Genomic DNA, 24789 nt, shown 5'->3' with positions numbered 1-24789 from the left:
CATGCGTCCGACTTCCCCCCTTCCGTGGTTCTGCCATGTCATCTCCCGCTCCATCGGTTGCTGCGTCACCCGCCAGCTCGCGTCGCCCGGTTGCCGTGGGTGTGCTCGCAGCGATCAGCAGTTCGCATCTGGTCAACGACATGATGCAGTCGCTGATCCTGGCGCTGTATCCGATCTTCAAGCTGCAGTTCAACCTGAGCTTCACCCAGGTAGGCATGATCACCTTGACCTACCAGCTCACCGCGTCCTTGTTCCAGCCACTGATCGGCCTGCGTACCGACAAGCAGCCTGCGCCGTATTCGCTGCCGATGGGCATGACCTCGACGTTGTGCGGATTGCTGCTGCTGGCCTACGCGCCGAACTTCAGCATGGTGCTGGTGGCGGCGATGCTGGTGGGCATCGGCTCGGCCATTTTCCATCCGGAGTCCTCGCGCATCGCGCGCCTGGCATCGGGTGGCCGCCATGGTTTGTCGCAATCGGTGTTTCAGTTGGGTGGCAATGCGGGCACGGCCATTGGTCCGCTGCTGGCGGCGGCGGTGATCGCACCCAATGGACAGCGCAGCGTGGCGTGGTTCAGCGGTGCGGCGCTGCTGGGCATTGGCCTGCTGATGTATGTGAGCCGCTGGTACCAGCAGCATCTGGTGGTCAGTGCAGCCAAGCCGAAGGTTGTCATGGCAAATACCGAATCACGGTTGCCGTCACGCACCGTGGCCTGGGTGATCGCGATCCTGCTGGTGCTGATCTTCAGCAAGTACTTCTATATCGCCGGCCTGAGCAGCTTCTACACGTTCTACCTGATGCAGAAGTTCAGCGTCACCGTGCAGAGCGCGCAGCTGCACCTGTTCGGGTTCCTGGCGGCATCGGCCGCGGGCACCTTGCTCGGTGGCCCGCTGGGCGACCGCATCGGCCGCAAGCCGGTGATCTGGGCGTCGATTCTGGGGGTGGCACCGTTCGCGTTGATCCTGCCTTACGCAAACCTGGAATGGACGACGGTGCTGACCTTGATCATCGGCTTCGTGCTGTCCTCGGCGTTCTCGGCCATCCTGGTCTACGCGCAGGAACTGATGCCACACCGTATCGGTGCGGTGTCGGGAATGTTCTTCGGGTTCGCGTTCGGCATGGGCGGCCTGGGTGCCGCGGTGCTCGGCGTGCTGGCCGATCACACCAGCATCCTGTGGGTCTACAAGGTGATTTCGTTCCTGCCGCTACTGGGCATGGTGGCAGCGTTCCTGCCCAATCGCCGCAGTTCCTGATCCGGCGCTGCCTCGTGGGAGCGGCGTGAGCCGCGAAGCACCTTGCGGTCGAGTCGTCATGCGGCCAGCAATCAAGAGATTGCTGGCCGCGCTGTTGATCAGGCATCACAAGTTTCGCGGCCAAGGCTGCACCTGCGGGGGATGCATTCCTTGCAGGAGCAACGTGAGCCGCGAAGCACGTTACGGTCGGGGGACGACTCCTGCGTCATACCAGCGACGCGAGCGGTTGACGATGGCCACCACGGTCAGCATCACCGGCACTTCGATCAGCACGCCGACCACGGTCGCCAGCGCGGCGCCGGAGTGCACGCCGAACAGGCTGACCGCAGCGGCAACGGCCAGTTCGAAGAAGTTGCTGGCGCCGATCAACGCCGATGGCCCGGCCACGCAGTGGGCAACACCGAGGCGTCGATTGAGCAGGTAGGCGAGCCCGGCGTTGAAATAGACCTGCAGCAGGATGGGTACGGCAAGGATGGCGATGACCAGCGGTTGCTCGATGATCTGCCGTCCCTGGAAACCGAACAGCAGGACCAGCATCAGCAGCAATGCGCTCAGCGAGATGGGCCCAAGACGATGCAGCACGCCTTGCAGGCGTTCAGGGCCACCACATGCCAGTAGCCAGTGCCGCAACCCTGCCGCCAATCCAATCGGGATCAGGATGTACAGCGTCACCGACAACACCAGCGTCGCCCACGGAACGGTGATCGACGACAGGCCCAGCAGCAATGCCACCAATGGCGCGAATGCCAGCACCATGATCGCGTCGTTGAGCGCCACCTGGCTCAGGGTGAAATTGGCATCGCCGCGGCACAGGTTGCTCCATACGAACACCATCGCGGTGCACGGCGCTGCCGCCAACAGGATCAGCCCGGCCATGTACGAGTCGATCTGTCCGGCGGGCAGCCACGCGGCAAACACGTGGCGCAGAAAGAACCAACCCAGCAAAGCCATCGAGAACGGCTTGACTGCCCAGTTGATGAAGAGGGTGACGCCGATGCCGCGCCAGTGCTGGCCCACCTGACGCATGGCACCGAAGTCCACCTTCAGCAGCATCGGGATGATCATCAGCCATATCAGCACCGCCACCGGCAGGTTGACCCGGGCCACTTCCATGCCGCCAAGACGTGCGAACAGGGCAGGGAAGATGTGGCCGAGCGCGGTGCCGACGACGATGCACACGGCGACCCACAATGTCAGGTAGCGCTCGAAGCCTCCCATGCGCGGTGCCGCATCAGACATGGCCGTCGGCCTCGCCTTGCGGCTGCATCAATCCGATCTGGTCCAACGCCGCCTTCAAGCGCGTGCGGTCCGTCCATATCTCCGCAGGCAGTGCCAGCAGTGCCCGCAGGCGCGCCTTGACGATGTCGTGGGCCTGCGCGAAAGCCTGTTGCTTGTCGGCGTCACTGCCCTCCACCGCAGCGGGGTCGGGCAGCCCCCAATGCGAACGCAGAAAGTCACCGAACACGACCGGGCAGCTCTCCGCCGCAGCGGAATCGCAAACGGTGATGATCAGCTCCATGCGCGGTGCATCGGCAGCGGTGAACTCATCCCAGGATTTGCTGCGCAGGCCGGTGCTGCTGATGCCGTCGGCCGAGAGCTGGGCCAGCGCGAGCGGATTGACCCTGCCGGTGGGCTGGCTGCCGGCGCTGAATGCAGCGAAACGACTGCCGCCCCAGGCGCGCAATGTTGCTTCGGCCAGCACGCTGCGTGCGCTGTTGCCGGTGCACAGGAAAAGAACATTGATGGTCATGGTGGTTCCAGAAGTGATGGGGAAAGCTTCACTCCCGCACGCGTGCCAGCGGGACTTGTGCAGGCGTCAGCGCGGAGCTGCTGCGGATATGTCAGGGGCGCTCCGCGCCGGATCCAGTTGCTTGTGCATGCAGATCGCCGAAGCAGGGCAGAGGGCGCGGAATTCGGAGGTGGTACGAATGGCTTCGGTGACCTGCTCGCGGGGCTGCTGCAGGTAACCCAGGCGGCTGAAGAACGGTGCAGCGGTTTCGGTCAGCAGCGTCAGGTGCTCGATGCCGTGATGTGCGGCATGAGCTTCCAGTGCCTGCACCAATCGCCTGCCAAGGCCGCTGCCATGCAGGGCCGGCGATACCGCCAACGAGCGCAGCAATCCCTCCGGAACCAGTGCTTCCACGCCAATGACGCCAACCAACTGGGCATCGATCTCGGCGACGAGAAAGTGGATGCGCTGGCCGTCCAGGTCCGCAACGGGCAGGGATGCTGACGCCAGCAGCGCGGTCAGCGCAGCCAGATCAGCAGGCGTAGCGGCGCGGATGCATGCGGTCATGGGGTTGGCTCAGCAGCAGTTATTGCTGGTGGCAACGTCGCAGTCGGCGGCAGGCGTACCGGCGCAGCAGTTGTGGGTGAGATAGCTGAGCAGCGCGTTCATGGCGTCGTAGTTGGCCCGGTAGCAGACATTGCGGCCGACGCTTTCGCTGTGGATCAGGCCGGCCTGCAGCAGCTCCTTCAGGTGGAAGGAGAGCGTGGCGTTGGGCACCGACAGGGCCTGGGCGATTTCGCCTGCCATGCGCCCGTCCGGGCCGGCTTCCACCAGCAGCCGGTAAGCGGCCAGGCGGGTGGCCTGGCCGAGTGCGTTGAGCGCGCTTATTGCCTGATTCATTTCCATGTTTCTAGAATAGTCGAACTATCGAGGCGCAACAAGATATCCCCCATGAATCTTCCCAACATCCTGTTTGAGCATCTTCCTGACCCGGAAGCCGAGTTGCTGGCCGACAACGGTCCCGGCCACCGCCCGCGCATCCTGCTGCTGTACGGCTCGCTGCGGCCGGAGTCCTACAGCCACAAGCTGGCACTGGAAGCCGAGCGCATCCTGCGCCAACTCGGGGCCGAAACGCGGGTGTTCGACCCGCACGAGCTGCCGATGCTCGACAGCTGCGGCAAGGATCATCCGAAGGTGCAGCAGTTGCGCGAATGGTCGCAATGGTCCGAAGGGCAGGTCTGGGTGTCACCCGAGCGGCATGGCACGCTGACTGGCGTGCTCAAGAACCAGATCGACTGGCTGCCGCTGGAGGAGGGCAGCGTGCGCCCCACGCAGGGCCGCACGCTGGCGGTGATGCAGGTCAGCGGTGGCTCCCAGTCGTTCAACGTGGTCAATGCGCTGCGTGTACTCGGCCGCTGGATGCGCATGGTCACCATCCCCAATCAATCGTCGGTGCCGAAGGCGTGGCAGGAGTTTGATGCGAACGGCCGCATGCGGCCGTCGCCGTACTACGACCGGGTGGTGGACGTGATGGAAGAGCTGATCAAATTCACGTTGATGGTGCGGGGTCGCAGCGACTACCTGGTTGATCGCTACAGCGAGCGCAAGGGAGCGGCCGAGGCCGCGGCATTGGCGCGCGCTGCGGGAGTGATAGAGACGATGGAAGAGTGAGCGGTCGGCCTGGCTGATGACACGGAAGGCCCGGCCCATGTCGGGCGTTTCTGCGGGGCATCGTTACTATGCGGCAGCGCAGGGCGGTTTCGAATGGTGCTGGCTCGAACAACCCCCGACAGGTCCATCCTGCTTGCCAGGGCAGCACCCAGGCAAGCAGGATGCGACACATGCCGTGGCTTGCCTTCCTGGAGCTGCGCCAGCGCATGCAACTGATCGACGTAGTGTAAGAATGTCCCTCTGCTCGTTTGCCGCAAGGGTGTATCGCAGCTTCGCCGTGCGATCACAGCGTGACGAGATTCCTCTTCTTCGACGTGTCGATCATGCTGAGTCAGCACTTCCTGTTCTTCTTCGCCATGCTTGGCGCTTTCAGTGGCGTCGGTGCAGCCTCGTTCCTCTGGTGGCAGGCCAAGGGCAAGCCCACGCAACGTTGGCTGTCGCTGTTGATCCTGGCCGTAGGGGTGCGAACCGGGAAATCCGTGGCTTTCTATTTCTGGTCGGACATTCCGCGAGTCGTCCTCCAGGTTGGCCTGACTGCATGTTTCATGATCGGGCCGTGCCTGTTCTTTCTGGTGCGCTCAAGCCAGAGCGATAGCCCCGGCCTCGGACGTGCAGACCGTTGGCACATCGCCGGCTTGCTGCTGCTCATCGTGGCGGTGAACGTTTTCCTGCCTTATACCGGTAATGCCGAGCTGTGGCGTCATGTCATAACGCCGGGCATCAATTACGCGTGGCTGGGCTATCTGCTGCTTGCCACCATCCAGGTGTATCTGCATCGCACACGGCTTGCAGGCACCGCATCCGGCCGGCTGATGCTGGGGGCGCTGGTAAGCATCTGGTTGATCTGGGCGGCGTACTACACCGCTGGCTACACCTCTTACATTGTGGGTGCGTTGTCCTTCACTTTCATCCTGGCTTCGAGCGTCCTTGTCTATCTGCGCCTGCGTTCCGGGCAGGCGCCGATCGAGCCCTACCAGGATCGCCGGATTCCCGAATCAGAGGCGACCGTGCAGTTGCAGGCATTGGCCGAGTTGATGGCGCAGGAGCGGCTGCACCTGGACCCGGGGTTGACCCTGCCCCGGCTTGCCCGTCGACTGGGCATGCCCCAAACCCGGCTGTCGCAGCTGCTCAACGACAACAACCAGACCTCCTTCAAGCAGTACTTGACACAACTTCGCGTGGTCGAGGCAAAACGGCTGTTGCGACAGTCGCCCACCAAGCCTCTCGAAGCGGTGGCCGAAGAAGCAGGCTTCCAATCGATGTCAACCTTCCACAGCGCCTTCAAGAAGTGGGGAGGGGTCACGCCTGCGGCGTTCCGGGCGGCCGGAAACGACTCCGGGAATCGATTCCAGCACTCCTGAACTAAAATGCAACACATTGATTTCAAAGGAACACCATAGAGTCGCCGCTCCGACCATCGAGCTGGCGTACATGCACACTTCCCGCTTCATCAAACACACACTCCTGCTTCTGCTGACCGCTTGGCTGGGCGGTGTTTCCGACGCCCATGCGGGTAGTGCCGTCGCAGGGCAGGTCACTTCCGGTCGAACACAGGCCGGTGTTCCGGCCGCGTGGGCGGGCACGATCCAGCCTGTCGCCAAGGCCGTCATCCCGGCTGCCGCCGGCGACAGTCAGGGGCGCATCCTGTTCATCCTTGCCAGCAGCAAGGTCCATGGCACATCGCTGCTGCCGGCCAGCATCAGCTTCGGTGAGGTTGTGCATGCGTGGGATACGTTCAAGGCCGCTGGGTACGTGGTGGACTTCGTTTCACCCGACGGTGGCGACGTGCCGATCCTCGATGAGTATGTCAGCGAGGATGTTGCCTCTCGCATCGAGGACGAGGAGGTCATGCGTGGGCTTAGGAATACGGCCAAGCCCGAACAGATCGACCCCGCCCGATACCGTGCGGTGTACTACGTCGGCGGCAGCAACGCGATCTACGGCGTGCCCGAGCATTCCGTCCTGCAGAGCATCGCCATGCATGTTTACGAGCGCAATGGCGGCGTGATCTCAGCCGTTTGTCACGGCACGGCGGGACTTGTGAACCTCAAGCTCGCCAGCGGGCAGAACCTGGTGGCAGGCAAGCGCATCAGCGGCTTTCCCGAAGAGCACGAAAGGCAGGACGCTGCCTACTTCAAGGAATTTCCCTTCCTGATCCGGAAAACGGTCGAAGACCGCGGCGGCGTGTTCCATGCGCTGGATAGTGAGGACCCGTACATCGAGATCGATGGTCGAGTGGTTACTGGCCAGAACTACGCATCCGCAAAGCCGGTAGCGGAGGCCGTCGTCGATGTTCTTCGCAGACTAACCGGGCAGCAGTCAGGCCGCGGTGCGGTGAAAGGTTGATCTGTGACACGTCACCCGATGCCGGGTGAGGCAGGCCAAGCGTCGTACCCCAACAACTCCAGGAAACATCATGAAAAAACCGATCCAATCCATGGTTCTTGCAGGAGCGCTCCTTCTCCTTTCCGTGTCGGCGCTCGCCAATGACAGCGAGCGTGACGCAGTAGACCAGGTAATGCAGAAGATGATGCGTGGGTTTGAGTCAGGCGACCCCAATCTGATCCTTGAAGTGCTTAGACGGGACGGCGTGGTGGTTGGTTACTCCGCCCCGCGGGGCAGCGTGGTCACGCAGTCCGCAGAAGAGTGGGCAAACGGATTCACGGGGAAGCCCGCAGCCGACGAAGCGCTGCGCAAGCGCAGCTACGAAATCCTGGAGGTGGGCCGGGATGCGGCAATCGTCAAAGTGACGCTGGACTATCCACGATGGGATGGGCTGGACTACCTGGCTTTGTCGAAGATCGACGGGAAATGGATGATCGTGAGCAAATCGTGGAGCGGCCAATCCAAGCCGGCGGCGCCGTAGGGCATTTACTGATCCCAGCGCATTGCGCTGAAACACCGTGCCCGACCGAAAGTGTGGTGGGCGCGGTGTTTCAGGCGCGCCTGAACCGGTAGTGGGGCTCTGAATCAGTCGGGTTCCCTGCCGATCACGTGGTGGGCAGGCGGGGCTCGGCTAGGGGTTCTATGCATTTTGTTGCACGGTTTTAATTGTTTGTGCATGATTGTCGGCATCAGCCGACATCAGATCGTTGCGTGCCTTGCCGGCTTACTTGCAGCTGAGCCGCCGCAAACCCCGTGAACAATGACCCTTTCCCGCCCCGACGTACTCCCGCAGGAGCGCCAGCAGCGCATCCTCGACCAGCTCCGCAGCCATGGCCGCGTGGTGGCCAGCGAGCTGGTTGCCGCATTCGGCGTCTCCGAGGACTCCATCCGCCGTGACCTGCGCGAGATGGCAAGTAAAGGACTGTGTCGGCGTGTCTACGGCGGTGCCTTGCTGCCGACGCCGCAGTTCGATGCCTTGCCTGAGCGGGTAGGACGGCATGATCCGGAGCGCAGCGCTTTGGCCGTACACGCCGCATCGTTGTTGCTGCCCGGGCAGGTGGTGCTGATGGACGCCGGTTCCACCAATGTCGAGATCGCCCGCGCGCTGCGTGGCACCGCGCTGACGGTCGTCACCAATTCCCCCGCCGTTGCGGATGCCCTGGCTGGTGCGCAGGCTGCGGAGGTGATGATGATTGGCGGGCGGATCGATCCGCGCAGTGGTGCTGCCATCGGATCCATCGCGCTGCAGCAGCTGACCCAACTGCAGGCCGATGTCTGCATTCCCGGCGTGTGCGCGCTGGATCCGGAGACCGGCATCTGGGGCATCAATGCCGAAGAGTGCGCATTCAAACAGGCAATGCTGCGCGCCAGCGATATGACGTTGATCGTCGCCGCCAGCGAAAAAGTCGGCGCGCGCGGCAGCTTCCGCATTGCGGGTATCGAGCAGGTCGATCAGTTGTTGATCAGTGACCGCGTCGCGGTCGAAATGCAGGAGCGGCTGGCAGCTGTTGCGCCCCGCCTGGGACGTGTGCCCGTGGCCAAGGCCTGATTCAGCCTTTCCCTGCGTCCACAAGCGCCAGCAGCAGTCCATAGTCCAGGAACCACACGTGACCCATTCGCCATCTCTACAGCGCAGCCAGCAGATGGCCACGCGTGCCGCCTTTTTCATTCCGGGGTTTGCGATTGCATGCTGGGCACCGCTGGTGCCTTTTGCCAAGGCCCGTGCGGGTCTTGATGACGCGATGCTGGGTGTGCTGCTGCTGTGTCTTGGCCTGGGCTCGCTGTTGTCCATGCCGCTGGCCGGCATGCTGGCTGCCCGCCATGGCTGTCGGCCGGTGATGCTGGTGACGGTGCTGATGATGGTCATGACGTTGCCGCTATTGGCGGTAGCGGCAACGCCACTTGGCATTGGCATCGTGTTGCTGGTGTTCGGCGCCGGTATCGGTGCAATGGACTGTGTGATGAACATCCAGGCAGTGGTGGTGGAGCGCGAATCCGGGCGCGCGATGATGTCTGGTTTCCATGCCTTCTACAGCATTGGTGCCTTGTCCGGCGCAGCGCTGGTGACGCTGCTGTTGTCGATCGGTGCTGGCGCCTTGTTGGCGACCGGCGTGGTGGCTGCCGGCGTGGTGGCGCTCACCGTGTCGTCATCGCGGTGGTGGCGCAGCGAGCGTGCGCAGCAGGGCGGAGCCGGCGTTGCGTTGCCGCGCGGCGTGGTGATCGTGATCGGCGCAGTGTGCTTCATCAGTTTTCTCGCCGAAGGTTCGATGCTGGATTGGAGCGCGGTGTTCCTGCATGAGGTGCGCGGCGTGAAACTGGCGCACGCGGGGTGGGGATTTGTCGCGTTCAACATCGCCATGACGGCCACACGCCTGTTCGGTGATCGGCTGGTGAACCGGCTTGGCCCGAGTGCTGCGGTACTGGTGGGCGGTCTGCTGGCATGTGCTGGCTTCATCTTGGCTACCCTGGTGCCGGGTTTCAGCGTGGCCTTGCTGGGCTACGCGCTCGTCGGCATTGGCTGCGCCAATATCGTGCCGGTGATGTTCAGTCTGGCCGGGCGGCAGACCCGCATGCCGGAGAGCGTCGCCATCCCGGCAGTCACCACGATGGGCTACGCGGGCGTACTGCTGGGCCCCGCAGCGATTGGCTTCATCGCCCAGCAGTGGTCGCTGCAGGCCGCGTTCCTGATGGCTGCGGCAGCGCTTGCGATTGTTGCGGTGACTGGTTCGTTGCTGCGGTTGCGTTGAGCACGGTTATCTGGTCGGGCAGTGCCTATACCGGTGCAGGTGGCTGTGGACGGGGTTTGAGCTTGCAGTCGGGGCCGCCTTCACGCAGTCGCTGGCGGCGGGTCGATCGATGGGACCGGTGGTGTCGTCGGCAGGCTGCGCACATGTACATCCTGCTGCGGGTAAGGGATCTCGATGTCGGCCTCTTGCAAGGCGGTGTGGATGCTGGTGACAAGCGCACTGCGGATACTGAGCCAGTGGTCATAGTCGCGCGTCCAGGCGCGCACGCTGAAATCCAACGAGCTGGCACCGAAGCCGACGAACAACGCGACGACTGCAGGTTCGGTGGCGACACCGGGCGTCTGCTCGGCGCAGCGGGACAACAGTTCAAGCACCTGTTTCGGATCGCTGCCGTAAGCAACGCCAACATTCACTTCCATGCGCCGATTGCGGTCGAGCAGCGTCCAGTTGACCAGCGGTTCGGACAGCAGAGTGCCATTGGGCACCACCACGTCGGCGCCCTCGAAGGTCTTGATGCGGGTGGAACGCATGCCGATATCACGGACGCGGCCGTTGATGGGACCGACCTCGACCACATCGCCGGGTTGGATCGGTCGCTCGAACATGAGGATCAAGCCAGAAACAAAATTGTTGACCACGTTCTGCAGGCCAAACCCGATACCAACGCCCAATGCGCCGAACAGCAGCGCCAGCTGGCTGCCCTTGAAGCCAGCCGCTGACAGCGCGATCACAACGCCCAGCATCAATACCGCATACGAGGCAAGGGAGGCGATGCTGTTGCCGATGCCGCGCGACACGCTGGTGCCATGCTGGAGTATGTCCTGCAGCAGCAGGCGGGTAACCCGGGCCGCCCAGAAGGCGATGGTGATTGCCGCGACAAAGGCCAGTACATGGCCAAGCGACAAGCTGAATTCTCCAAAGGAGAATTCATGCGACAGCACTTTGCCGAGGATTGCATAGGTCGGCCGCAGGATGCGGAAGCTGTCCATCGTATAGATCATCCAACCGACAATGGCCACAAAAACGCCCAGTCGAGCCAGCAGTGAAAGCAATGGTGGCGCGTGATCGCGGGTAAGCCGGTAACGCGCCAGGCTGGGCCTGCTCAGCAGCAGGTGCAACAAGCTGAGCAAGACCGCGATGCCGACATAGAGCAGCAGGCCGAAGTAGGCGCTGTCGATGATCGCGTTGGTCAGCATTTCCGCCAGCGTGCGGTTGCCAATGATATTGGCAAGCAGGGAAAGCGCGAACAGGCCTTGCGCGACCCACGCCGCTGCACGTAGTAGCTGCCCGGTCCTTCCAGTTGTGCGTGCGTGACCGGCGCGGTATGCCTTCCATTGCACGAAACCGGTCAACAACATGGCCACGAGGGTCAGCACCAGCGTATATAGGCGGAAAGCTACATTGCTCGACAGGAAGAAGAAGCCCAGTCCTGCGAGCAGATACAGCAGCGATGCGACCAAAGGCCAGTCCCCAAGTAGACGCTTGCTCCCGGGCGGCAGCAGGCGCAGCACCGGGATCAATGCGAACAACATGCCCGCCTGCAGGGTCAGCAGTGGCGCATCGGGTTCCAGTGCCAGCATTGCGACCGTGGACATCAGTAGCCAGGTTGACCAGGGCCGCGCCAGCACGCGCTGGGTGGCGGCTTCGATGCTGTTGTTGATCTCCGCCCGGCGACCATAGCGCCGGGCCCACAGCAGCAACGGCAGCAGCAGTATCTGGATGGCGTGGAACAGGAATTGTGTGTGGCGGTGCTCGCCTTGATAGGCACGGCTGAATTCGAGTTCGATCTGCAAGCCCGAGCTGAGCGCGTCGCTGGCCACTGCGCGCTGGTCGGGAGAATCTGTATCGATCTGCCAGAGCGGTGGGGAGTCGACCTGCAGCAGCTGATGGTCGAGATAGCCGATGGCATCGGTGACCGCAGCGTGGCCTGATTGCAGGCGTGCTTCCATGGCATTGGCGCGCGCGCTGAGTTCCATCTGCCTTGCGAGCGGGCCTGCAAGTGCCTGCTCGGCCTCGGTCAAGCGGGTTATCAAGGCGTCGATGCGGCTGAGCAGCAGCGGTGGAATGGCGCTCGGCTGTTGCCGCGTGGCTTGCCAGCTGGCACGTCGTTGAGCGAGTTCGGCAGCGTCCTCGGCATAGGGGGTGGTGGCAATCTGCAGCGAATCACGCCAGCGCGCGAACCGTTTGCTGTCGAACTGCCAATGTCGATCCAGGCTTTCAAGGCGCATGATCGGCACCCTGCGCAGCTGGGCAGGGGACAAGGCCTGTCGACGCTGGTCCACTGAACGGGTGATCGCCTCCAGTGGGGATGCCAGCGCGATGATGGGGTCAGGTTGGCCGGCCAGCTCGATGGCCGAGATCGCGAGGCGCTCGTCGGTATCAGCGCGGGTCACGATCAATGCGGCATCGATGGGTTCGGGAGTGATTGCCGTCGGCGATGCAGGCGCGACCGTCGTGCTCGGGACGGGCGGATTCGTTGCCTGTGCGTGGGCGACATGGCAGCAGGCCGCCGCGAAACAGAACACAACTGCGCGTAGCCAATGCATGGGCGACTCCCGGCAGGTGGACGCTCCGATCCACGTTGCCGGAGTTTGGCACAGCGTGCGTTCGGCGGGTGCGGGCATGGCCAGCCAGTGTTGGGAAGTGCTCATGGTCTGGCTGTTGGTGGAGGGCGGCATGTGTGGCCGCCCTCGTGCCAGGACGCCAGTGCTCTGTTGGCTTAGGTGGCACTTTGCGGCGTCTGCCGTGACGCTGCTGCGTGACCTTTGGCCTATCCGTCTGTGGCCGTGATCACCTACGCTCAACGGTTGTGCCATGCAGTTGCATGGCCTTTTTCCCTGTTTGGCCGGAGATGTCCATGTCGTTTTCCAAGCTCGTCCCGTTGTCCCTGACGGTTGCAATCGCCGCCTCGCTGGCCGCTTGCGGCAAGACCGAAGCGCCCGCTGCACCGGCGGAAGCCGCCAAGGCGGCGTTCGATCAGTCGCAGATCAAGACCCAGCTGATCTCGCTCAACGCCGCGGATCTGGATCCGGCCGTGCAGGCGTGTAACGACCTCAACGGCTTCGTCAACAGCAAGTGGCTCACCGCGAACCCGGTACCGGGCGACCAGACCACCTGGGGCAGCTTCGAGATCCTGCGCGAGCGCTCGCTGGAAGTGCAGCACGCACTGGTGCAGCAGGCCGCCGCTGGCAAGGCTGCGGCAGGTTCCAACGAAGCCAAGATCGGCGACATCTGGAAGACCGGCTCGGACGAGGCGGCCATCGAGGCGGCCGGCATCAAGCCGCTGCAGCCGGAACTGGACAAGATCGCCGCGCTGAACGACAGCGCCGCGCTGAGCGGCTACCTGCGTGACAGCTACGCGCAGGGCAACGGCTTCCTGTTCGCGCTGTACGCCAGCCCGGACTTCAAGGATTCGGCCAACGTCATCGCTTACGTCGGCCAGGGCGGCCTGGGCCTGCCGGAGAAGGGTTACTACTTCGACGAATCGCAGGCCAAGATCCGCGACGCCTACGTGGCCTACATCGAGCAGCTGCTGACCCTGTCCGGCGTGGATGCCGCGCAGGCCAAGGAGCAGGCCAAGGCAGTGATGGATTTCGAAACCCGCCTGGCCAAGGCCTCGCTGTCGCGCATCGAACTGCGTGATCCGTCCAAGCGTTACAACCCGGTCAGCGCGGCCGACGCCGACAAGCAGACCCCGAACTTCAGCTGGACCGCATTGTTCGACACGCTGCAGATCCCGGCCAAGGACAAGTTCTCTCTGGCCCAGCCGGGCTTCTTCGGCGAAGTGGACAAGATGCTGGCCGACGTGCCGGCCGCCACCTGGCAGGCGTACCTGCGCTTCCACACCGTGGACAACGCCGCGCCATACCTGAGCAAGAACTTCGAACAGGCCAACTTCGATTTCTTCAACAAGACCCTGCGCGGCCAGCAGGAAATGCAGCCGCGCTGGAAGCGCGTGCTGGAGTCGGTGAACGGCTCGATGGGCGAAGCACTGGGCCGGCTGTACGTGGACGCGGTGTTCCCGGCCGAATCCAAGGTGGCGATGCAGCACCTGGTGGAGAATCTGTCGGTGGCACTGAAGGCACGCCTGGAAGGTCTGCCGTGGATGGGGGATGACACCAAGAAGAAGGCGCTGGAGAAGTGGGCCAGCTTCACCCCGAAGATCGGCTACCCGGACAAGTGGCGTGATTTCTCGGGCCTGACCACCAATGGCGACAGCTACCTGGGCAACATGCAGGCCGCGCAGGCGTTCAACTACCGCTACATGCTGGGCAAGATCGGCAAGCCGGTGGACAAGACCGAGTGGGGCATGACCCCGCAGACCGTCAACGCCTATTACAACGCCACCAAGAACGAGATCGTGTTCCCAGCCGCCATCCTGCAGCCGCCGTTCTTCGACGCCAAGGCCGACCCGGCGTTGAACTACGGTGGCATCGGTGCGGTGATCGGCCACGAAATGATGCACGGCTACGACGACTCGGGAAGTCAGTTCGCCGCCAACGGCAACTTCGACAACTGGTGGACCGATGCCGACCGCACCGCGTTCAACAGTCGCACCGACCAGCTGGTCGCGCAGTTCGATGGCTACGAATCGCTGCCGGGCGTGAACGTGAAGGGCAAGCTGACCCTGGGCGAGAACATCGGCGATCTGGGTGGCTTGACCGTGGCTTACGACGCGCTGCAGATGGCGCTGAAGGAAGATGCCAAGGTCAACGTGCCGGTGGACGGCTACACGCAGGATCAGCGTTTCTTCATGAACTGGGCGACCGTGTGGCGCCGCAACTTCACCGACGGCGAGCTGCGCGTGCGTCTGAACACCGATCCGCACGCACCGGCCAACTTCCGTGCCAACGGCGCCCCGTCGAACATGCCGTCGTACGCGGCAGCGTTCCAGTGCAAGGCCGGCGATGCGATGGTACGCGCCGACGACAAGCGCGTTGTGATCTGGTGATTGCGGCGATGGTTATCTGCTGAAAGACACAGAAGGCCCGGCATTGCCGGGCCTTCTGCTTTTTTAGGGGCTGCTGCACGCAGCGTACCCGGGTTGAGGCATGTTGACTGCGCGCTGACCCGTCGCGACTACTCGCCGATCCAGCCTTCCAGCAGATCGGCGAAATCGTCGGCGTGTTCCTCTTCCTGCGCCAGGATCTGCTCGAGGATGCGCTTGGTGGTGGTGTCCTTGTCGCCGATGAAGTTGATCATCTCGCGGTAGCTATCGATGGCGATGCGCTCGGCGATGAGGTTCTCGCGCACCATGTCGCGCAGGTTGCCGCCTTTCTTGTACTCGGCATGCGAGCGGGCGGTGAGGGTGTCCGGGTCAAGATCGGGCTCGCCGCCCAGTTGCACGATGCGCTCTGCGAGCAGGCCGGCATGCGCCTGCTCCTGTTGCGCGTGCTCCAGGAACTCGGCCTTGACCGAATCGGCGAGCATGCCCTTGGCCATGTAGTAGTGCCGGTAATAGCGCAGCACGCAGACCCACTCGGTGGCCAGCGCATCATTGAGCAGCTTGATCACCGCTTTGCGATCAGCACTGTAAGTGGGCGTGACAGCGCCATCTTCAATGCGTTTGCGGGCGTTGGCCCGCAGGGTCCTGCGATCACTGATGCCTGCAGGGAGTGCGGTTGAAGGCGTCTTCCTGGTGGCGGGCTGCTTGCTCATGGCTGGCCATTCCTTCTGTTTGGGGAATTATCCGGGCAGGTGCTCCAGCACATACTCGGCGGAGGAAACCTCGAACTGGCCGGGCTCCTCGATGAAGCTGGCGCGCACGATGCCGTCTTCTACATACAGCGCAAAGCGACGCGAACGGATGCCCATACCGGAGCTGCTGGCGTCCATCTCAAGCCCCAATGCCCGGGTGAATTCACCGTTGCCATCGGACAGCATCTGCAGGCCATCCGGCACCGATTGCGTCTTGGCCCAGGCCTGCATCACGAACGGGTCGTTGACCGCCATGCAGAACACTTCGATGCCGCGGCTGCGGAAATCGTTGAAATGCTCGACATAGCCGGGCAGGTGACGTGCCGAACAGGTTGGGGTAAACGCGCCGGGCACGGCAAACAGCACGACCTTGCGCCCGTCGAACAGGGTGTAGGTGTCAATCGTTTCCAGGCCTTCGCGCAGACGCTTGAGGGTGACTTCCGGAACACGATCGCCAACTTGGATGGACATTGCGGACTCCTAATCTGAATTGAAGTTTAGTGATGCGGGGGAAGCGCAGCGTCAACGGCTTGAAAAGGCCACCTTCACACAATACGTGGTGGGCATGGAACGGCAGCACCGCAGTGGTCTGCCGGCCGCTACCAAGCAGGAGGACATCATGAGCATCGTACGTTACCGCCAGTGGCCGACGCAGTCCGAGATCCGCCACTTGCTTGCACCATTGCTGGAAACACCCGCCATGGCGCGTGAGGGTTGGGTGCCTGCCGTGGATATCCGCGAAGAAGCGTCACAGTTCGTGCTGCTGGCCGATCTTCCCGGCGTGGAGCCGTCCGGCATCGAGGTGCAGATGGACAAGGGCGTGCTGTCGATAAAGGGTGAACGTGCTGCGGTTGCGGCCGGCGAAAGTGAGCTGTTTTCGCGTAGTGAGCGGGGCCATGGTGCCTTCAATCGCCGGTTCACGCTGCCTGATACCGCCGATGCGGAGGGCATTGTCGCGCGCAGCCACAACGGTGTGCTGGAAATCCGCATCCCCAAGCACAGCGAGGCCGCGCCCCGGCGCATCCAGGTGGAATCGGCGACCGCTGCCTGAGCGGTGTGAGCATCTTTCCACCAGCATGACCGTCGTGGCCCGCTAGAATGGCGCCACGGCGGTTGCCGGTTGCATGACGGCCCGTTGCCGAAAGGCGGCGGGCCTGACTTTTTTGCAGAGGTGTAAGGATGGAATTCAAGGATTACTACGCAACGCTGGGCGTGGAGCCCACCGCCGGCGATGCGGAGATCAAGACTGCTTACCGGCGGTTGGCACGCAAGTACCACCCGGACGTCAGCAAGGAAGCCGGCGCGGAAGAGAAATTCAAGGCCGTCAACGAGGCGTATGAAGCGCTGCGTGACCCGGCCAAGCGCAAGGCATATGACCAGCTGCGTGCGCAGGGTTATCGGCCGGGCGAGGAGTTCCAGGCACCGCCGGATTTCGGGGGTGGTCAGGGCTTTGATTTCGAGGAGGTGTTCGGCGGCGGTGGAGCCGGCGGCGGCTTCAGTGATTTCTTTGAAAGCCTGTTCGCCCGTCAGCGTGGCGGCGGTGGTGGTGGCCCGCGCGGCCGCAACGGTTTTGGCGGAAGCGCCGGCCCGCAGCCGATGCGCGACACCCGCGCCAAGCTGTCGGTGCCGCTTGAGGCAGCCTACAACGGCGAGACTCTGCGCATCACCGTCGATGGTCGTCAGCTGGATGTGCGCGTGCCCAAGGGCATCCGCCCGGGCCAGGTGATCCGTCTGACCGGGCAGGGCAGCGGTGGCGGCAACCTGATGCTGGAAGTCGAGTACGCCGCGCACCCGCAGTTCGAGGTGGACGGCCGCAATATTCTGTACACGTTGCAGGTCACGCCATGGCAGGCGGTATTGGGTACCAGCATCAGCGTGCCCACGCTCGGTGGTCCGGTGGAATTGAAGGTGCCGGCCGATTCGGACAGCGGCCGCAAGCTGCGTCTGCGTGGCCGTGGCCTGCCGGGCAAGCCGACTGACGGTGACCAGATTGTTGAACTTGAAGTCATCGCGCCGGTGCCGGAAAACGAGGCGCAGCATGCGGCTTACCGTGAGCTGGCGAAGGCGTTCGGCGATAGCGTTTGAGGGTGACGTTCTGAGATGTGGATGAAGGCGGGCGCAGTGAATGCTTGAGCGTAGCGGGAGCAGACGTTCGGCTGACCTGAGCCCGGAGTTTTCCTTTCTCCCGCCTGCGTGGTGAAGGCATGGGGCTTGCGCGCCACTGGCTTATGCACGACTGAACGCCATGCACGCTGTGTGCGGCCGGGGCGCCGAGCGAGGTGTCCCGAAGGGGCGGATGAGGGGCTTTTGCGCTACGGGCTCCAAAAGCGCCCTCACCCCAGCCGTTGCGCCAGCGCCAGGCGGTTCGTGGGGCAGCGAACCAGTGGTTCGCAACCGTTGCCCCTCAACCCGCAGGCAGGAGCGGGGCTTTTAAAGCGGCCTCACATGTCCGATACGCGCAACGCCTGCTCCAGTGCCTTTGGGTCACCGTCATTCGGCTGCGCAGGGATCCCGATCAGCCGGGTCAACAACGGGTAGACATCCACGTTGTCGAATGCGGACAGTTGCTTGCCCTGTGCGAACGCCGGGCCACGCGCGACAAACACCGCCTGCATCGACGGCAGTGCCGGGTCATAGCCATGCGAGCCACTGTTGCCGGGTGCGCGCTTGGCGCGCATGGCCGGGGTCACCGCATCCCAGCCTTCGTCCATCTGGCAGATGATCGGCGGCACACGCGGGTTGTGGCCGTAGTGCCAGCGTGTGGGCAGCTGCGCCTTGTTCCAGCACTGGTAGTGCGCATGGCGCCCGAGCAGGGCTTTTTCGGCTTCGGCGTGTTTGCCGGGCAGGGGGGCGAAACCAATCGACTGACCAACGGAAACCGTACGCGCGAGTTCCGGCGCGATCATGTCGGCCGGGGTGATCACCTGGTCCTGCTTGACCGTGGCCATGCCGTGATCGGAGACGACAATGATGTTGGTGTTGTCCAGTGAGCCGTCAGCGGCCATGCCGTCGATCAACAGGCCGATGGCGGCATCCACCTGGCGCAGCGCGGCGGTGTACTCGGGGGAGTCCGGGCCGTACCTGTGGCCTGCCTTGTCGACATGCTCCATGTACGCGGCGACGAAGCGTGGCTTGATCGCGTCCGGCGTGCCCTCAAGCCACGACAGCACCTGCTGCATGCGTTCGGGCAGTGGCACGCTGTCGTCATAGGGATGGCGCTGCTGTGCCTGCAGCCCGTGGATCGGTGCTTCGCTGCCGGGCCAGGACCAGGTGGCACTCTTGTAACCGGCCTTCTCGACACTGACCCACAGTGGCTCACCGCCCTCCCACCAGGCAGGGTTGCGTACGGCTTCGCGACTTTCGACGCGGAAGTTGCCTAGCGCGTCGGTATTCATGCTGTTGTGGACCATGCCGTGGCGGTCCGGGCGCAGGCCTGTGACCAGCGTGTAATGGTTGGGGAAGGTCAATGACGGATAGGACGGGCGCATGCCCACCGAGCGCACCCCTTCGCGTGCCAGTCGCGACAGGTTGGGGCTGTTGCCGCTGTCGAGCATGTCCGCACGCAAGCCGTCGATGGACAGCAGCAGCACGGTTGGCGGCGTCGGTGACGGAGCGACTGGCGCAGGTGAGGAGGCGCATGCAGCGAGCAGGGCACAGGACAGTGCAGCAATGGGAAAACGTATCGAAATCATCGCGCCATGATAAATCGGGCGCGTGACGCTTTGGCGCTTCTGCGCCTACTCCTGCTGTCCCGGGACTGCTGGTCACTCGCTTCAGGCGAACAACTCAGGAAAAAAGATCCGCCAGCGGGGCTTCGACGCCAACGCCTTCCAGTCGCAGCAGCGCAGCTTTGGTTGGCAAGCCGCCGCCGAAGCCGGTAAGCGCGCCGTTGTTGCCGATCACCCGGTGACACGGGAGCACGATGGGCAGCGGATTGCGGCCATTGGCGGCTCCAACGGCGCGGGTGGCGGTGGGTTTGCCAATGCGTTCGGCCAGTTCCCGGTAGCTCCAGGTGGCGCCGAACGGGATCTGCGCCAGCATCTGCCACACATCCAGTTGGAAATCGGTGCCTGCCGGCGCAAGGATCAGGTCGAACTGACGACGCTTGCCCTGCAGGTATTCCAGCAGTTGTCGACGCGGCTCGGCCACGGCCTCCGGGTCGCGCTGCCATTGCTCGCGCCCCTTGGCGTCATGACGGTTCTCGGCGAACAGGATGTGGCGTACGCCGTTCTCATCGACGGCAACCGTGAGCGGACCGATGGGGGTATCGAAACGGTCGTAATAGAGGGTCATGTCAGGACTCCTTGGTCGGTTCGGCAGACAAATGCCACAGGTGCAACACCGCGTAGGCACGCCACGGGCGCCAGGCCTGAGAGCGTGCCTCGGTGGCACGTTCACTCAGACGCTGGCCTTCGCCCAGCACCTGTTGCAGCACCAGGTCGCCGGCGGGGAATGCGTCGGGCATGCCCATCGCCCGCAGTGCCATGTAGTGCGCGGTCCACGGGCCGATGCCGGGCAGGGCCGTGGCGTGTTGGACGAAATGCTCCAGCGTCTGCGCACGGCTGAAATCCAGGCGACCCTCGGCGCAGGCACGTGCCACCGCGCGCAGAGTGGCCGCGCGGGTGCGGGGCAGGCCAATGGATTCCAGCGGTGCCTCCATCAGCGTGGCCGCCGCCGGGAACTGGCGGTCCAGGCCTTCCGGCATGCCGGGCAAGTGGTCGCCAAAGCGATCCACCAGCCGTCGCGCCAAGGTGGTGGCCGCCGCCACGCTGACCTGCTGGCCGAGCACCGCACGTGCGGCCACTTCAAAGCCGTCCCAGCCGCCGGGAATGCGCAGGCCGGGGCGCTGGGCGATGCCGCGCGCGAGCAATGGCTCGTGCATGAGACTGGCATGCACGGTGGTCAGGTCGGCATCGAGATCGAACACCCTGCGCACGCGCGCGACGATCGCGGGAATGGCACGTGGATCGGTGGTGCCCAGTTGCAGGCGCAGCTCCGGGCGCTTCGGGTCGGCGGTGACGCGGATCAGGCTGGCGCTGCCGTTGGCCACGATCACCCGCTGGTAGCTGTCTTCAGTGATGCATTCGATGCCCGGCAGTGAGCGTTTGCGCAGGAACGCCAGCATCGCGCTGAAATCCAGTGGCGGCCGATAAGCCAGGCGCAGGGTCGGCTCGCCGCCGTTGACCACGCCCCGTTGGCAGCGCAGCGCACTGGGCGGCATGCCGCAGCCTTCCAGGAAGGCGCTGTTGAAGCGACGCAGGCTGTTGAAGCCAGCTGCCAGGGCGATCTGGGTGACCGGCAAGGCGGTTTCGGTCAGCAATTGCTTGGCCAGCAGCAGGCGCCGCGTGGAATGCAGCTGTGCCGGGGTGGCGCCGAGACGGGCGACGAACAGGCGTTGCAGCTGGCGTGCGCTCAGGCCCATCGCCGTTGCCAGTGCCGCGGCCGATTGGTCCTGCAGGATGCCCTCGTTGAGCAGGGTCAGGGCGCGGTGCAGGGTGTGGTCCTGCAGCAGGCTGGCGTCGTCGGGCGACAGTTCCGGCCGGCAACGCAGGCAGGGCCGGTAGCCTGCGGCGGTGGCAGCGGCGGCGCTCGGGTAGTAACTGACATTGCGCGGGCGCGGCGGCGGCGCCGGGCACACCGGCCGGCAATAGATGCCGGTGGAGCGCACGGCGGTGAAGAACAGCCCGTCAAACCGCGCATCGCGGGCCAGTCGGGCCTGTTCGCATTGATCGTGGGTGGGCATGGACGGTGTGTGCATGCGGCCAGTCTAGGCCCGTTGCGCGCGCTGCACTGGTCAATTCCGGACATCAATGCTCATGACGATCCGTTGTTTAGCGAGGATTGCAGCGGGAACGGCCAGCCGCACTAGACTGTGTGCTTTCCGGCGCCCGTTGCGCCGTAGTAGGGAAGCTCTTGCGCGCCATGTTGCCCAGATTCTGCTGGTTGTCGTTGTTGTGTCTCGGGCTGGTGGCCTGCAATCGTCAGGAACCGGTGGCCAAGCCGGTGGCGGATGCTGCCGCGGCATTGGCCGCCGATGGTGACCATATGGTCTCGATCAATGCGGCGGATGCGCCCGCGCCGGTCGCGCCGGTGTTGCCGAGCAAGGGCCGCGAATGGCCTGAGGTCGCACTGGAGAACGGCAAGGCCTGGGTCAGCTGCGATACCGATTACGCAGGCGAGGCCGGCGATGGCATCGCGCTGGAGGCATTGGACCGCGCGTCGGTGGATGCGGCCCTGGCACCCTGTCAGGAACGTGGACTGGTACGCGTGCGCTACGCCGGCAAGATCAACCCGTCCTTCACGGCGCTGGTGTCGCGGCTGGCGGTGGTGGCGGACGCGATGAAGATCAGCCGTCGCATCCTTGACCTGGATTCCAGTGGCGGCCAGGTGGAAGCCGCCATCGTCGCCGGCGACAACATCGGTGCATCGGGTTGGACCATCTGGGTGCGCGAAGGCTCCATCTGTCACAGCGCCTGCGTGTTCGTGCTGGCCGCCGGCGACAACCGGCTGATCTCCGGCAAGGTGGGCATCCACAGGATGATGCGCATCAGCTCCACCGCCTCGTCGCGTGCGGAATTGAACAAGGAGCTGCACGAGGTCTACGACAACGTGAAGGATTATCTGCAGCGCAATGGCGTGGCGGTGGGGGTGGCCGATCTGATGATGACCGTACCCAACCGCAGCCTGCGCCTGCTGACCAATGATGAGCTCAAGCAGTTCGGCCTGGACGGCACCAATGCCGTGCAGGACGATCTGGAGCGGATCAAGCAGATGCGCAAATGCGGTGACGATTTCGTGCGTCGCAAGGATGCGTTCCTGGTTGCCTTCGATCGCGAATGCAAGGTGGAAGGGGTCGACCTGGAGACGGTCAACAGTTGCGGCCAGACCCTGAAGGAACGCTTCGGATTCCCGGACGACGTGTGCCCGGACGAAAGCCCGTTGTCGGAGATCGGCACGGCCTTGCTGGTACCCGAGCCGGTGGCGATACCCTCAGCGGAATCGGCCACCTCGGCACCGGCCGCCGCGCAGCTGGCTGTCCCCCCGCAGCGGAACTGAACCTCGCTGTTTGTGTGAAGGGCACGATTTCGTGATTGGATGGCGCTTCCGTTCAACTGACAGCGTCGTGGAGAGAGCTATGCGTCCCAGTTGTGTGCTGATGGTCCTGTCCTTTTGCCTGCCAGTCGGAGCGCTGATGGCGCAGACACCGACAACACCGGCTCAGGCGGCTCCTGCTCCTGCCGCAGCGGCCTCCGCGCGTCCGGGTCCGGTCCTGAGTGCGGCCCAGCAGGCGCAGTTGGCCCGGCAGGATGAGGAAATGGGGCTTGCTGCGCAGCGGGTGGCGCAGCTGGTCGATTCCAACCAGGCCGCGCAGGTCTGGGACGGCGCATCGGCGGTGGCCCGCAAGGCGGTGACACGCGATCAGTTCGCCAGCAACGTCAGCGCGGATCGCAACCGTTTGGGTACGTTGGTTTCACGGGGCAAGCCCTCGATCACCCGGGTGCAATACCCGGCCGGCGCGGCGGTGCCTGAAGGCATCTACGTCAACGTCAGCTTCCCCACGCGGTTTGCCAACAATGCGCAGCCGGTACGCGAACTGGTGTCATTCCGCCTGGACGAAGACAAAGTCTGGCGCGCCTCCGGTTACAGCCTCCGCGCCGCAAACAACTGATCGCAGGCGCCACCGGTTCGGGAGCGGGCACCGGCAAGGTGCCCGTTTCGTTTTCGTAGGGTGAGCATCGCCGTGGCGGCGCTTGCCCCGGCCGTAGAAGCGGGAGGCCGGCTGATGCCGCTGCTCATTCCTCGCGCCTGCTCACTGGCTTCCTTCTGCGCTGTACCTGATCCAGATCAATGTTTCCTTACACCCGCCTGTTTAGGCTGGGCGCCAATGCCATGGCGGAGTCTGAAATGCGCAAGGTGGATGTACTGGTGGTGGGGGCCGGCCCGGCCGGATTGAGCCTGACCCGCAGCCTGGCGGGCAGTGGCTTGTCGGTGGTCGTGGTCGAGCCGCAATCGGCCGCTGCGTTGGCGGAGCCGGCCTTTGACGGCCGTGAGATCGCACTCACCCATGCCTCGCACCAGCTCATGCAGGCCATGGGGCTGTGGCAGCGCATTGATCCGGCGGAAATCTCACCGCTGCGCAGTGCCCGGGTCATGAACGGCACATCGCCGTTCGCGCTGGGCTTTGCCGCCGAGCGCGAGAACGTGGACCAGCTTGGCTGGCTGGTGCCCAACCATCTGATCCGGCGTGCCGCGTGGGAGTCGGTGCAGGGTCAGGCCGGCCTGGAAGTGCTGGATGGCACCTCGGTCACCGCCATTGAAACCGGCAGCACGGACAACACCGTCACCCTGTCCGACGGCCGTCGTCTGATGGCGCGGTTGGTGGTGGCCGCCGACAGCCGCTTCTCCGCAACGCGACGGATGATGGGCATCGGCGCGCAGATGCGTGATTTCGGCAAGTCGATGATGGTGTGCCGCCTGCAGTGCGAACGTCCGCATCGCAATGAAGCCTGGGAGTGGTTCGGCTATGGCCGCACCCTGGCCATGCTGCCGCTGCCGCGCAACCAGGCGTCGGCGGTGATCACCCTGCCGCCGCAGCAGATCCAGGAGCTGGCGGCGATGGATGAGGCCACGTTCGGCCGTACCGTCACCGGTTTCTTCGAGCGCAGGTTGGGCGACATGCAGCCGCTCGGGACCCGTCATGTCTATCCGCTGGTCGGCGTGTATGCGCATCACTTCGTCGGCCCTCGTTACGCGCTGGTGGGGGATGCGGCGGTGGGCATGCATCCGGTCACCGCGCACGGCTTCAACTTCGGCCTGCAAAGCCAACAGCGACTGGCGCAGTTGATCAACGAGGCCGCAGGGCAGGGCAGTGATATCGGTGCGGCGGCGCCGCTGGCCCGCTACGAGCGCGGCCACCGGCTGGCGACGCGGCCGTTGTACGAGGCCACCAATGCCATCGCCGCGTTGTACAACGACTGCCGCCTGCCGGCCCGGCTGCTGCGCGGAGCCGCATTGCGGGCCGCGCACGGGGTCGTGCCGTTCAGAAAACTGATTGCCGGCCATTTGACGCAACGGCAGGGGGCGGGCAACCGGGAACCGGGAATGGTGGAAAGCTGGGTGCGGAGCCGATTGCAGGGCTAGGGAATGGATCGCGCGCTGCACGGGCGGGCAGGCGGTGGATCTTTCATTCCCTGCTCGATGCCGTAAATGGAGGATGGCTGGATACAGTGTCGTTCGCGTGGGCAGGGCGTAGGCCGGGCCGCACGCGTACAACGGCGGCGGGATCCTTCATTTCCGGCTCCCCATT

23 protein-coding genes are annotated in these 24789 nt (G+C 64.2%); 13 read left to right on the top strand and 10 right to left on the bottom strand.

All coding sequences use genetic code 11. The features are described 5' to 3' along the window. The first annotated feature begins 35 nt into the window (after window positions 1-35). Window positions 36-1253, top strand: a complete 1218-nt coding sequence (locus tag ABB26_RS13865) for an MFS transporter (RefSeq protein ID WP_057635135.1) — start codon at window positions 36-38, stop codon at window positions 1251-1253. A gap of 180 nt (window positions 1254-1433) precedes the next feature. Here the strand turns inward: ABB26_RS13865 and arsB are convergent, their stop codons facing one another. From arsB to ABB26_RS13845, 4 genes are all read right to left on the bottom strand, one after another. Next, on the bottom strand, window positions 1434-2471 hold the full coding sequence (arsB, locus tag ABB26_RS13860) for an ACR3 family arsenite efflux transporter (protein ID WP_057635256.1): 1038 nt from the start codon (window positions 2469-2471) through the stop codon (window positions 1434-1436). Between the two features lie 13 nt (window positions 2472-2484). Then, a complete protein-coding gene (locus ABB26_RS13855) occupies window positions 2485-3003 on the bottom strand; it encodes an arsenate reductase ArsC (RefSeq protein WP_057635133.1) in 519 nt (172 codons plus the stop codon). Window positions 3004-3069: 66 nt separating this feature from the next. Beyond that, window positions 3070-3549 carry an arsenic resistance N-acetyltransferase ArsN2 gene (gene arsN2 / locus ABB26_RS13850; protein ID WP_057635131.1) on the bottom strand — a complete coding sequence of 160 codons (480 nt, stop codon included), beginning with the start codon at window positions 3547-3549 and terminating at the stop codon, window positions 3070-3072. A gap of 9 nt (window positions 3550-3558) precedes the next feature. Further along, window positions 3559-3888, bottom strand: a complete 330-nt coding sequence (locus tag ABB26_RS13845) for an ArsR/SmtB family transcription factor (protein WP_057635129.1) — start codon at window positions 3886-3888, stop codon at window positions 3559-3561. 45 nt (window positions 3889-3933) lie between these two features. On the opposite strand from ABB26_RS13845, the gene arsH reads away from it, so the two are divergent. The 6 genes from arsH (at window position 3934) to ABB26_RS13815 (ending at window position 9785) form a co-directional block, all read left to right on the top strand. After that, the gene (gene arsH / locus ABB26_RS13840) at window positions 3934-4653 is read left to right on the top strand and encodes an arsenical resistance protein ArsH (protein WP_057635127.1); all 720 of its coding nucleotides are present in this window, start codon (window positions 3934-3936) and stop codon (window positions 4651-4653) included. A 290-nt stretch (window positions 4654-4943) separates the two neighbouring features. Next, window positions 4944-6014 carry a helix-turn-helix domain-containing protein gene (locus ABB26_RS13835; RefSeq protein WP_152982688.1) on the top strand — a complete coding sequence of 357 codons (1071 nt, stop codon included), beginning with the start codon at window positions 4944-4946 and terminating at the stop codon, window positions 6012-6014. A 70-nt stretch (window positions 6015-6084) separates the two neighbouring features. Then, a complete protein-coding gene (locus ABB26_RS13830) occupies window positions 6085-6999 on the top strand; it encodes a type 1 glutamine amidotransferase domain-containing protein (RefSeq protein WP_152982687.1) in 915 nt (304 codons plus the stop codon). A gap of 70 nt (window positions 7000-7069) precedes the next feature. After that, window positions 7070-7519, top strand: a complete 450-nt coding sequence (locus tag ABB26_RS13825; protein WP_083490843.1) for a nuclear transport factor 2 family protein — start codon at window positions 7070-7072, stop codon at window positions 7517-7519. 279 nt (window positions 7520-7798) lie between these two features. Next, on the top strand, window positions 7799-8587 hold the full coding sequence (locus ABB26_RS13820) for a DeoR/GlpR family DNA-binding transcription regulator (protein WP_057635118.1): 789 nt from the start codon (window positions 7799-7801) through the stop codon (window positions 8585-8587). A 94-nt stretch (window positions 8588-8681) separates the two neighbouring features. Continuing rightward, a complete protein-coding gene (locus ABB26_RS13815; RefSeq protein ID WP_057635116.1) occupies window positions 8682-9785 on the top strand; it encodes an MFS transporter in 1104 nt (367 codons plus the stop codon). A gap of 80 nt (window positions 9786-9865) precedes the next feature. Here the strand turns inward: ABB26_RS13815 and ABB26_RS13810 are convergent, their stop codons facing one another. Then, a complete protein-coding gene (locus ABB26_RS13810) occupies window positions 9866-12436 on the bottom strand; it encodes a mechanosensitive ion channel family protein (protein ID WP_161809058.1) in 2571 nt (856 codons plus the stop codon). Window positions 12437-12642: 206 nt separating this feature from the next. Here ABB26_RS13810 and ABB26_RS13800 point away from each other — a divergent pair, with 206 nt between their 5' ends. Continuing rightward, window positions 12643-14736, top strand: coding sequence for a M13 family metallopeptidase (locus tag ABB26_RS13800; protein ID WP_057635255.1), 2094 nt, complete (start codon window positions 12643-12645; stop codon window positions 14734-14736). 128 nt (window positions 14737-14864) lie between these two features. On the opposite strand, the gene ABB26_RS13795 is transcribed toward ABB26_RS13800, so the two are convergent. Together ABB26_RS13795 and ABB26_RS13790 are read right to left on the bottom strand one after the other, a co-directional pair. Then, window positions 14865-15443 carry a ferritin-like domain-containing protein gene (locus ABB26_RS13795; RefSeq protein WP_057635109.1) on the bottom strand — a complete coding sequence of 193 codons (579 nt, stop codon included), beginning with the start codon at window positions 15441-15443 and terminating at the stop codon, window positions 14865-14867. A 27-nt stretch (window positions 15444-15470) separates the two neighbouring features. Further along, complete coding sequence (locus ABB26_RS13790) at window positions 15471-15953, bottom strand: peroxiredoxin (protein WP_057635107.1); 483 nt, start codon at window positions 15951-15953, stop codon at window positions 15471-15473. 148 nt (window positions 15954-16101) lie between these two features. Between ABB26_RS13790 and ABB26_RS13785 the strand changes: the two genes are divergently transcribed. Continuing rightward, window positions 16102-16533, top strand: a complete 432-nt coding sequence (locus tag ABB26_RS13785; RefSeq protein ID WP_057635253.1) for an Hsp20/alpha crystallin family protein — start codon at window positions 16102-16104, stop codon at window positions 16531-16533. Between the two features lie 128 nt (window positions 16534-16661). Beyond that, the gene (locus tag ABB26_RS13780; protein ID WP_057635105.1) at window positions 16662-17567 is read left to right on the top strand and encodes a DnaJ C-terminal domain-containing protein; all 906 of its coding nucleotides are present in this window, start codon (window positions 16662-16664) and stop codon (window positions 17565-17567) included. Between the two features lie 356 nt (window positions 17568-17923). Here the strand turns inward: ABB26_RS13780 and ABB26_RS13775 are convergent, their stop codons facing one another. From ABB26_RS13775 to ABB26_RS13765, 3 genes are all read right to left on the bottom strand, one after another. Continuing rightward, window positions 17924-19174 (bottom strand): alkaline phosphatase family protein, encoded by a 1251-nt coding sequence (locus ABB26_RS13775; protein ID WP_057635103.1) that lies wholly within the window; start codon window positions 19172-19174, stop codon window positions 17924-17926. A 94-nt stretch (window positions 19175-19268) separates the two neighbouring features. Further along, window positions 19269-19775 carry a methylated-DNA--[protein]-cysteine S-methyltransferase gene (locus ABB26_RS13770; protein ID WP_057635101.1) on the bottom strand — a complete coding sequence of 169 codons (507 nt, stop codon included), beginning with the start codon at window positions 19773-19775 and terminating at the stop codon, window positions 19269-19271. 1 nt (window position 19776) lies between these two features. Next, complete coding sequence (locus tag ABB26_RS13765; RefSeq protein ID WP_057635099.1) at window positions 19777-21240, bottom strand: DNA-3-methyladenine glycosylase 2 family protein; 1464 nt, start codon at window positions 21238-21240, stop codon at window positions 19777-19779. A gap of 164 nt (window positions 21241-21404) precedes the next feature. Here ABB26_RS13765 and ABB26_RS13760 point away from each other — a divergent pair, with 164 nt between their 5' ends. From ABB26_RS13760 to ubiM, 3 genes are all read left to right on the top strand, one after another. Then, complete coding sequence (locus ABB26_RS13760; RefSeq protein ID WP_057635251.1) at window positions 21405-22538, top strand: COG3904 family protein; 1134 nt, start codon at window positions 21405-21407, stop codon at window positions 22536-22538. Between the two features lie 100 nt (window positions 22539-22638). Next, a complete protein-coding gene (locus ABB26_RS13755) occupies window positions 22639-23151 on the top strand; it encodes a DUF4019 domain-containing protein (RefSeq protein WP_425477263.1) in 513 nt (170 codons plus the stop codon). 236 nt (window positions 23152-23387) lie between these two features. Further along, entirely contained in the window at window positions 23388-24623 is a 1236-nt protein-coding gene (ubiM, locus tag ABB26_RS13750; protein WP_083490851.1) for a 5-demethoxyubiquinol-8 5-hydroxylase UbiM, read from the top strand. Window positions 24624-24789 lie beyond the last annotated feature (166 nt).

The sequence above is a fragment of the Stenotrophomonas humi genome (assembly GCF_001431415.1).
Taxonomy (GTDB): Bacteria; Pseudomonadota; Gammaproteobacteria; order Xanthomonadales; family Xanthomonadaceae; genus Stenotrophomonas; species Stenotrophomonas humi.
Note: the sequence above shows the minus strand (reverse complement) of the source record. Positions and strands in the feature narration are given on the sequence as shown.